Raw genomic sequence first — 9,442 nt, 5'->3', positions numbered from 1 at the left:
CCCCGCGGCGGCCAGCAGCGTCACGGCGCCTCCCAAGGCCGCCGCCCCCCCGGGCCCGCCGCCCAAGCCCGCGCCGAAGAACCCGGGCTTCGTCACCTGCACCATCGACGGCAAGGAAGTCGTCGTGAAGCCGGGGACGAACATGATCGAGGCGGCCAAGTCGGTCGGCTCGGAGATTCCGTACTACTGCTACCACCCGCGCCTCTCCATCGCGGCCAACTGCCGCATCTGCCTCATCGAGGCGTCCAACGCGCCCAAGATGGTGCCCGCGTGCCAGACGCCGCTCGCCGAAGGTGTGGTCGTGAAGACGACGACGCCCAAGGTGAAGGAGCAGCAGCGCTCGGTGATGGAGTTCCTGCTGCTCAACCACCCGGTCGACTGCTCCATCTGCGACCAGGCCGGTGAGTGCAAGCTGCAGGACTACTACATGAAGTACGACTACCGCCCCTCGCGCCTGGAGGGCGGCAAGGCCCTGAAGAACAAGCGCAAGGTGCTGGGGCCGCGCGTCGTGTTGGACCAGGAGCGCTGCATCATGTGCACCCGTTGCGTGCGCGTGATGAACGAAGTGGCCAAGGAGCCGCAGCTGGGCGTGTTCGGCCGCGGCAGCCACGAGCGCATCGACGTGTTCCCGGGCAACGAGCTGGACAGCGACTACTCGCTGAACACCGTGGACGTCTGCCCGGTGGGCGCGCTGCTCAGCCGCGACTTCCGCTTCAAGGCGCGCGCGTGGTTCCTCTCCGCCACCCCGTCCATCTGCACGGGCTGCGCGAAGGGCTGCAACACGTACGCGGACTGGATGTCGCAGGACACCTACCGCATCCGTCCTCGTGAGAACGAGGAGATCAACAAGAGCTGGATGTGTGACCAGGGCCGGCTCATGTACAAGTCCTTCAACCTGGGCCGCGTGCTCCAGGCGAGGATTGGTCGCGCCACGGTCCAGGCCGCTTCCGAGGTCGTTCCGGTGGTGACGCGCAAGGAGGCCGCTCAGGCCGCCGCCAAGGCGCTCAAGCCGCTGGTGGGCAGTGGCAAGCTCGCGGTGCTCGCCTCGCCGGTGTCCTCCAACGAGGAGCTGCTGGCGGGCCTCACCTTCGCGAAGGCCACGCTGGGCATCTCCACCGTCTACGTGGGCGGTCGTCCGGCGGGCAAGGCGGACCACTTCCTGAAGACGGCGGACAAGAACCCCAACCGCAAGGGCCTGGAGTGGATCGCCAAGGGCCTGGGCCTGAAGGTGGAGACCTTCGAGGCGCTCACCACGGCCCTGGACAAGGGTCAGGTCAAGGCGCTCTACGCCATCGGCACCGAGGTGCCGGGTGACGTGGAGGCCTTCGCCAAGGCCGCCGCCAAGCTGGACGTCTTCGTGGTGCAGGAGAAGAACGAGTCGCCGGTGACGGCGCAGGCGACGGTGCTCCTGCCCGCCTCGATTCACGTCGAGGACGAGGGCTCCTTCACGCAGATGGACGGCATCACCCAGCGCTTCCGCAAGGCGTACCCGCCCAAGGGCGACGTGATTCCGGGCTGGAAGTGGGTCGCGGAGCTGACGCGCGAAGTGGGCGGCGAGGCGCCGGCCTGGACCTCCGCGCGCGACGTGTGGCGCGAGCTGTCCGGCAAGGTGGCCGAGTTCGCCGAGTTCAACTGGGACAAGGCCTCTCCGCCGGACCGGGAGAAGCCGGGTATCAATCCGCTGCCCACCGGCGCCGATGGGCGTCCTCCGGGCTACCGTGAGTTCGGTTCTCCCCGGGTGAGGGGTATCTAGCGATGAAGCGCGTACTGACTGTCCTCTTCGCGACGGGCTTCATCGTCGCGACGCTCGCGGGTGTCTCGGCGGCGGCCTATGTGGTGGCCGGCCTGGCCGAGAAGCACCTCTTCCCGGGTGCGAGCCGGCTGTCGAACATCATCTTCCTGATGCTCGTCTTCGTGATGATCATCGCCACGCTCCTCACGCTCGCCGAGCGCAAGTGGAGCGCGCTGATGCAGGACCGCGTGGGTCCCAACCGCGCGCGCATCGACCTGCCCGGCCTGCGCAACCGCTCCCTCGCCGGCATCCCGCACATCCTCACGGACGTGCTGAAGATGCTGACGAAGGAGGACTTCATCCCCGGCACCGCGAACCGGTTCCTGTTCAAGCTGGGCCCCATCCTCGCCTTCGCGCCGGTGTTCGCGCTGTTCGCCGTGGTGCCCGCGGGCCCCTCGGTGACGGTGTTCGGTCACCGCGTGGACATGGTGGTCGCCACGCCGGACTTCGGCGTGTTGTACCTGCTCGCGATTGCCTCGCTGGCCGTCTACGGCACGGCGCTCGCGGGCTGGTCCTCCAACAACAAGTTCGCGCTGCTGGGCGGCGTGCGCGCGTCCTCGCAGATGATTTCGTACGAGGTGGCGCTGGGCCTGTCGCTCATCGGCCTCTTCATGGCGTTCTCCTCGCTGCAGCTGCCCGCGATCGTCGGTGAGCTGGGCCTCGCCGGGGCACAGGCCACGGGCCAGGCGCAGTACCTGTGGAGTTCAAGCGTCACGCTCTTCGGGCGAGAGGTCGACTTCGGCCTGCCGGCGTGGGGATTCCTGCTCCAGCCCATCGGATTTATCGGCTTCTTCGCCGCGTCCTTCGCGGAGACCAAGCGCGCGCCGTTCGACGTGCCGGAAGGCGAGTCGGAGATCATCGGCTACTTCGTGGAGTACTCCGGGATGAAGTTCGGCATGTTCATGATCTCCGAGTTCGTGGAGGTCGTGGTGCTGGCCGGCGTGACGACGGCGCTGTTCTTCGGCGGTCACCACCTGCCCGCCGGCAACGAGTGGCTGGCGAACCTGCCGCTGATGCAGGAGCACGGCTGGCTGTATGGCACCATCCTCGGCACGGTGTTCTGGGTGAAGGTGGTCTTCCTCATCTGGGTGCAGTTGGTGATTCGTTGGACCTTCCCCCGCTTCCGCTACGACCAGATCCAGACGCTGGGCTGGAAGATCCTCCTGCCGCTGGCCCTGGTGAACGTGTTCGTCTCGGGTGCGCTGGTGCTGTGGGATCCGTCGCTGCGGGCGCTGGCGGTGGTGGGCATGCTGGAGATCGGCGTGCTGGTGGTGCTGACGATGACGAAGAAGGCAGAAGCGGCGGAGGGCGGTGCGCACGGCGCGCATGGAGCCCATGGCCATGACCACGGGCACGACGCGCATGGGCTGCCGTCCCACGCGAGCGCGACGTCTTCGCACTAGGCCCTAGGGCACCGGGAATCGAGACACCATCATGGCCATCAAGGTTACCAAGGTCACCCAGGACCCCCGCACGGACATCCGGGAGCGGATGTACATCCCGGGGCTGCTGCACGGTCTGGCCATCACGACCAAGCACTTCTTCCGCAACCTCTTCGGCACGCGTGACACGAACACGCAGGTGCAGGACCGCACGGGCACCAGCCTGATGACGACGGTCGAGTACCCCGAGGAGAAGCCCATCTACCCGGAGGGCTACCGCGGTCTGCACCGGCTGGTTCCGCGCGAGGACGGCAAGCCGCGCTGCGTGGCCTGCTACATGTGCGCGACCATCTGCCCGGCGCAGTGCATCTACATCGAGGCGGGTGAGTACGAGGAGACGGACGCTGACGGCGAGTCGCGCGTCATCGAGAAGTACCCCACCCAGTTCGTCATCGACGAGCTGCGCTGCATCGTGTGTGGCCTGTGCGTGGACGCGTGCCCCAAGGACGCCATCCGCATGGACACGTACATGCACACGCCCTCCGAGTACACGCGGCAGAACTTCGTCTACGACATCCCGAAGCTCTTGAAGGGGCCGGCCGTCTCGCACCCCTCCGATCCGTGGAACAAGCGCGAAGGCTCCGAGGAGCCGCACCACACGCACAAGGAGGCCCACACGCGCATTGGCGAGGGCCTGGTGCAGCTCAAGACGCCGCAGCTGGGCGCGGGGCACGACCACCAGGGTGGGCACGGCAAGGCCGTCGTGACGCACGGACAGACCGTCGTCACACAGCAGGGCCCCATCCAGGTGACGAAGTTCCTCAAGTAGATCCACCCGCGCGCTCCGCGCGTACGGATGTGTAGCTGCCCCGGCCCGCCTCCCCGCTCCTCGAGCGGTAGGCGGGCCGGTCTCATTTCGGGGTGCGGGTGATGACGTTGCAGCTCTTCAATGGCCCTGGCGTCTGGCGTCCGGGCTTTCGTCCCCGGGACGGTGTGGAGTGCGGCCTGGCACACGAAGGTGGGGGCTGGCTGCTTTCGCTCGGGGCGTGGACTCCGTAGGGTGGGTGGTGTCTTGGCGATGAAGCGCTACCGCTTGTCCGTATGCAAAGGGTCGACCTGCAAGGCCGGCGGCGCGGATGGTGTGTATGCCGCCGCCCGGGACTCGCTGTCCGAGCAGGGCCTGGTGCCGCGCTGTGAGCTGTACCGGGGCGGCTGCTACGGCTTCTGCCACATGGGGCCCAACGTCGTGGTCCGCGAGGACACGGGCCGCAAGAGGGACCCGCTGTCACCCGAGGACTACCAGCTCATGGGTTGGGACGGCGAGGTGTACTACTCGGAGATGACGCCCGAGAAGATGCGCCGCGTGGTCAACGAGCACATCGCGAAGGACGCTCCCGTGAGCGAGCTGTTCGGCCAGCCGGACACGCCGGACCCCGACGACGGCTGACGCGGAACACCTCGCGATCCAGCGCGGAACGCGAGCACCGTCCGGCGGCGAAGCCCCTCACGCCACGACAGCGAACGCTCGCCGTTCGCTGGAGCGCCTCACGCCCCATGCATGGTGGCGAGCGCGCGCCGTCCGCTGGAGCGCCTCGCGCACAATCGCGACACGCGCGCGCCGTCCGCTGAAGCGTCTCGCGCACAATCGCGACACGCGCGCACCGTCCGCTGGAGCACCTCGCGCTCCATCGCGGCACGCGAGCGCCGTCCGCTGGCGAAGCCCCTCACGCCGCGACAGCGAGGTGCTCACCCTCTTCCACGCCGTGCACCCCGTCCCACTCCGCGGGCGGCGGCGTGACGATGAAGCGGGCGCAGCGGGCGGCATACACGGAGGAGACGGTGTCCTTGAACTCGGTGGCGGAGCGCTCGAAGAGGGCGTGCGCCTCCGCGAAACGGCGCTGGTGGTACGCGGTGAGCGCCTTCTCGTGCAGGGCGAGCTGCTCCTGCTGCGGGCTGGTGATTTCACCCTTCCGCCCCACCAGCTCGTGCACGCGCAGCGGCTCCGCGCGCCCCTTGAGTCGCACCCGGTCCACCACGCGGAAGACGTAGTTGTCGCCCGCGAGCGACACGGTGCCGTCCCCCACCAGCACGTAGGTGCCGTACACCTTGTTCAGCGACTCCAACCGGGCGGCCATGCCCACGGCGTCGCCGAGCACGGTGTAGTTCGACTTCAGCTCGCTGCCCATGTCGCCGACGACGACTTCGCCCGTGTCCACTCCGGCGCGAAAGCTCAGACGGCGGCCGTACTTCTTCTCCCAGGCGTCCTGCTTCTCCGCCAGCACCGCGCGCATCTTGAGCGCGGCCTCACAGGCCAGATGCGCGTGGCGCTCGGTGCGCACCGGCGCGCCCCAGAAGGCCATCACCGAGTCGCCGATGTACTTGTCCACCTGCCCCGCGGTGGACCGCACCACCGCCGCCATCTCCAGGAGGTACTCGTTGAAGAGGCCCACGAGCTGCTCGGGCGTCATGCCCTCCGACAAGCGGGTGAAGCCCTCGATGTCGCAGATGTACACGGACATCCGTCGGCGCTCGGGGCGCATCAGGCTCAAGTCCCGAGTCACCAGCCGGGCGACCTCCGGACTGACGTAGCGGCCCAGCGCCGTCTGCACGAAGTCGCGAATCTGCTGCTCGTTGCGGAAGGCGTAGACAGTGGTGACGGCGAAGGCCCCCACCATGGCCAGCAGCGGGCCCGCCATCGCCACCCAGAGCCGCTGCTCGATGAACACGTAGAAGGCCGCCGCCGTGTAGCCCGCACCCGCGAGGGCCAGGCCACTCAGGTACAGCATCGCGCCCCGCAGCGAACGCAGGAGGAAGCTGAGCGACAGCGCGAGGAAGGCCCCCAGGAAGGCGAGGCCCACCGTCAGCCCCAGGTCGTAATCCGCTGGTGCGCGCGAGATGCCCTCGGAGCGCAGGATGTTGGCCAGCGCCTGCCCCAGAATCGCGCCCCCCGGCGTCTCCAGGCCAATGGGCGTGGGCCGCAAGTGGCCTGACTCGCCCGCGGTGCGCGTGAGGACGACGGTGCGGCCCTCCAAGTCGTTGTCGAAGCGCGCCGGGCGCTCGTCCGCCACGTCGAAGACATTGAGCAGCACGTTCCACGCACGGATGGAGCGCGCCAGGGAGCCGCGAGAGCCGCGCCCCGCCGTCGGTGCGTCCCAACGCATCAGGCTGAAGCCCGACGTGTCCATCGGCACCGAGTAAGCGTCTCCCACGTGCAGACGCCCGTCCGCATAGCGAAGCGAGCGCGTGTTGGCCAGCCGCATCGCCGCCGCGAGCGGCAACGAGGGCAGCACGTGACGCCCATCCCTCGCCGTGTACGCCACCAGATGAGGGATTCCTCGCACCACACCGTCGGGGTCCGTCGTCAGGGTGGCGGCCCCATAGCCCGCACCACCGCCCATGAGCGGCGCCACCGGGTGCTGGAGCTGACGGACCTCCACCAGCTTCGCGGGGTCCAACCCCACCACCTGCACCTCCGCCAGCGAGACGAAGAGCTCCGTCGGGCCGATGCGGAACGTGTCGTCCGCCGCACGGCGCTCCGCGACAGCGGCCCCCGGCGAGCCCAGCCGAGTCCCGAGTTCGCGCGCATCCGCCTCGTCCGAGGCACCACCCCAGACCTCCACCTGACTTCCAGCGGGGATGACGAACGCGGGCCGCTGCACGGCGAGGACCGCCTGCGCCTTCGCGCGCGCCTCGGAGGTGCTGGGGAACGTCCCCACCTTCACCCGGTAGGGCCAGAGGCGGCTGGCGGGAGGCAGCACCCGCGAGCCCTGCGACTCCCACGAGAAGGACAGCAGCGCCTTGCCCGAGTCACGCTCCAGGAACTCTCGGAACGAGGCGTCGTCGCTGGAGATGGCGCCGGGTGACAGCTTCGGATTGACGCAGGCATTCGGGCTCAGCTCGGGGAACGGCAGGTCCAGCAGCACCAGCAGCGCCCCTTCCTCCACCAGTCGGTGCGCCATGGCGCCCACGAGCTGCCGGGGCCAGGGCTGGGTGGCGACGCCGGGCCTGTCGTCCTGCCGGGCCTCGGCGAGCGTCTCATCGTCGATGGCGACGACCACGGCCTCGTCCGGCCGCTCCGAGCGCGCGCCCAGCTCCAGCACGCGCCAGTCGTAGGTGCGCCGCTCCAGGCCTTCTAGCCAGCCCTGCGCCATCTCCACGACGCCCGAGGGCATCCACGAGGGCGAGTCTCCTCGCGGCGCCGCCGGCTGGGGTGCCCGCAGATAGACGAGGATCCCCAGCACACAGCCGAAGAAGGCGGCCATGGCCAGGGAGAAGCCGAGCCGCTTGAAGAAGCGCCGGCTCGCGGAGTGAACGCGGTGTCCTTGCACGAGTGCCCGGAGGATACCCCGAGATGCCGAGTGCGCGGGGCTTGTCGCACGTGCCTGCTATGCTCGGCCGACTCGTCGCAACCCGGGAACTCCGATGAAACGCTTCCTCTTGTCCGCCGCCGTCGCTGCCCTCTCCCTTGCTCCCCTGGCGTGCGACCTGGAGAAGACGGGGGCCCAGCTCACCGCCGACCACGTCATGGTGGGCACCCTCCTGGCCACGCCCGAGGTGGAAATCAGCGCCCTGGCGCTCGCGGGCTTCGACGCCGGGACGGTCATCCCGGATGGGGGCGACGTCATCTCGCTGCCCGCTCAGACGGCGGCGGTCGTCTTCTTCGGCACCAAGTCCGGGGAGAACTCGCAGCCCTCGGGGGTGTCCGGCGCCACGGCCACGCTGCAGCCGGTGGGAGGCCAGGCCACTGCGCTGACGGAGGACGGCTCGGGCAGCTACAGCCGCACCAACGTGGCTGGGAGCGACCCGGAGCTGGCCTACCAGTCCGGCGCCACGTACCAGTTCATCGCCTCGCGCAACGGCACGCGCTACGTGGGTCAGGTCGACGATGCGCCGATTCAGGAGGCCATCACCCGGTTCCACCCCCCCGAGGGCTTCCTGCGGCACGCCTCGGGCACCGTGCTGACGTTCGACCGCGCTGCGGCGGCGGGGAACAAGGAGCGCACGCTGGGCTTCGTCACCGTGGTGCCCGTGAGTTCGGACGGAGAGAAGGGCCAGCCGACCTACTCCAACGTGCCCACCACGCCCGTGGAGTTCCTCCAGCTCGTCGCCGTGCCGGGCACGTACCGTGAGGCGCAGGTGACGATTCCGGGCACGGCCTTCCCGAAGGCCAATCAGACGTACCTGGTCATCTTCCAGGCCGTGCGCCTGGGTGGCGCGGAGTCCAACAACCTGTTCATCGGCAGCGCACTGCTCGCGGGCACCGCCGACGTAGGCATCATCCGGACGAACTGAGTACCAGGTACGAGGGCCACGGCCTCCTCAATCCGAGGAGGTCGACCTCCACAGGGGCCCATCCTGTGAGAAGTGCTCGTGAATCCAGCGCTCACTGGCCGCGGACAGTTGCCACTCGCCGCGGCCATTGAGGACCAGGACGTCACAGCGCGCGAGAAGCGGGAGCATCGTTCGCTGCGAGCGCTCCTGCTCGAAGGCCGCCGCCGCGGAGGCGAAGCGCTCGGTGCCACCCAGCGCGTCGTGCAACATGAGGCCGTAGGGGTCGACGAGCACGGGGGCGCCCTTGGGAATCCCTGGCAGTCGCCCCGCGACGATGCCCCACGAGGGCTCGAACACGCAGAGCGCCGAGTCAGCGGGCACACCGGCGCGGATGCTGTTCCCCAGCGCGAGAAGTCCACGGTCTTTCTGGTTCGCGCCTCGGAGGGAGGCCGGCAGTGGCGAGAGCGCGGCAATCCCCACCACTCCCGTCACGAAGGCGGCGACGGCGCGAGAGCGCGTTTCCGCCCACGCGAACAGCAACGAAGCGCCGAGCCCGGCGAGCACCGCCGTGGCCGGGGCCAGGCTCGCGTTGTACTGGCCCCAATAGCTCTTGGATGCGAGGAACGTCACACACGTGAGGACCCAGGCCCCCGCGAAGAGCCTCTCGGCGACGGCCTCCTTCCGCCGAGCGCGCATCAGCACGACGAGCAGCCCCAGCACGCTCAGCACGGAGACACCGACGTGGCCCTCGCCCAGCATCGAGAGGAGCCGACGCCAGCGCTCCAGCTCTCCATCGGGTGGCCTCATCAACTGGAAGCGCAGGAGTCCGTCAAACATCGGACCGGGCGCCAGCGCGAAGAAGGGCCCGACCCAGAGCAGTCCCATTCCCACCGCTGCGCCCACGACTCTCAGGACGCGCCTCCACTCCCCCGCCGCTCCGCGAGCCCACACCGCCGCGAGCACCCAGACGCCCGCCGTCAGCTTGATGGCGCAGGCC

General features: G+C 69.1%; 6 protein-coding genes and 1 pseudogene. 5 read left to right on the top strand and 2 right to left on the bottom strand.

All coding sequences use genetic code 11. The annotated features are described in order from the left end of the window. The 4 genes from HR086_RS40770 to HR086_RS40755 all read left to right on the top strand — a co-directional run. Positions 1-1,753, top strand: a 1,753-nt coding sequence (locus HR086_RS40770) for a 2Fe-2S iron-sulfur cluster-binding protein (protein ID WP_174468303.1), incomplete at its 5' end; no start/stop codon positions are given. 2 nt (positions 1,754-1,755) lie between these two features. Beyond that, a complete protein-coding gene (locus HR086_RS40765) occupies positions 1,756-3,195 on the top strand; it encodes a complex I subunit 1 family protein (protein ID WP_174468302.1) in 1,440 nt (479 codons plus the stop codon). Positions 3,196-3,226: 31 nt separating this feature from the next. Next, positions 3,227-4,003 (top strand): NADH-quinone oxidoreductase subunit I, encoded by a 777-nt coding sequence (locus HR086_RS40760; RefSeq protein ID WP_141648285.1) that lies wholly within the window; start codon positions 3,227-3,229, stop codon positions 4,001-4,003. A gap of 249 nt (positions 4,004-4,252) precedes the next feature. After that, on the top strand, positions 4,253-4,621 hold the full coding sequence (locus tag HR086_RS40755) for a ferredoxin (RefSeq protein ID WP_141648286.1): 369 nt from the start codon (positions 4,253-4,255) through the stop codon (positions 4,619-4,621). 277 nt (positions 4,622-4,898) lie between these two features. Here the strand turns inward: HR086_RS40755 and HR086_RS40750 are convergent, their stop codons facing one another. Beyond that, positions 4,899-7,436 (bottom strand): adenylate/guanylate cyclase domain-containing protein, encoded by a 2,538-nt coding sequence (locus HR086_RS40750; protein WP_174468304.1) that lies wholly within the window; start codon positions 7,434-7,436, stop codon positions 4,899-4,901. Between the two features lie 160 nt (positions 7,437-7,596). Here HR086_RS40750 and HR086_RS40745 point away from each other — a divergent pair, with 160 nt between their 5' ends. Continuing rightward, complete coding sequence (locus tag HR086_RS40745; protein ID WP_174468301.1) at positions 7,597-8,466, top strand: hypothetical protein; 870 nt, start codon at positions 7,597-7,599, stop codon at positions 8,464-8,466. A gap of 27 nt (positions 8,467-8,493) precedes the next feature. On the opposite strand, the pseudogene HR086_RS40740 reads toward HR086_RS40745, so the two are convergent. Further along, a pseudogene (locus tag HR086_RS40740) lies at positions 8,494-9,442 on the bottom strand (hypothetical protein); the annotation flags it as partial.

It is taken from the genome of Myxococcus sp. CA039A (assembly GCF_013336645.1).
In the GTDB taxonomy this organism is placed as follows: Bacteria; Myxococcota; Myxococcia; order Myxococcales; family Myxococcaceae; genus Myxococcus; species Myxococcus llanfairpwllgwyngyllgogerychwyrndrobwllllantysiliogogogochensis.
Note: the sequence above shows the minus strand (reverse complement) of the source record. Positions and strands in the feature narration are given on the sequence as shown.

Excerpts from the sequence above, each read along its gene's own strand:
- HR086_RS40750 (WP_174468304.1), bottom strand. The coding sequence starts at position 7,436 with ATGGCCGCCTTCTTCGGCTGTGTGCTGGGGATCCTCGTCTATCTGCGG.
- HR086_RS40745 (WP_174468301.1), top strand. The coding sequence starts at position 7,597 with ATGAAACGCTTCCTCTTGTCCGCCGCCGTCGCTGCCCTCTCCCTTGCT.
- HR086_RS40755 (WP_141648286.1), top strand. The coding sequence starts at position 4,253 with ATGAAGCGCTACCGCTTGTCCGTATGCAAAGGGTCGACCTGCAAGGCC.
- HR086_RS40765 (WP_174468302.1), top strand. The coding sequence starts at position 1,756 with ATGAAGCGCGTACTGACTGTCCTCTTCGCGACGGGCTTCATCGTCGCG.
- HR086_RS40760 (WP_141648285.1), top strand. The coding sequence starts at position 3,227 with ATGGCCATCAAGGTTACCAAGGTCACCCAGGACCCCCGCACGGACATC.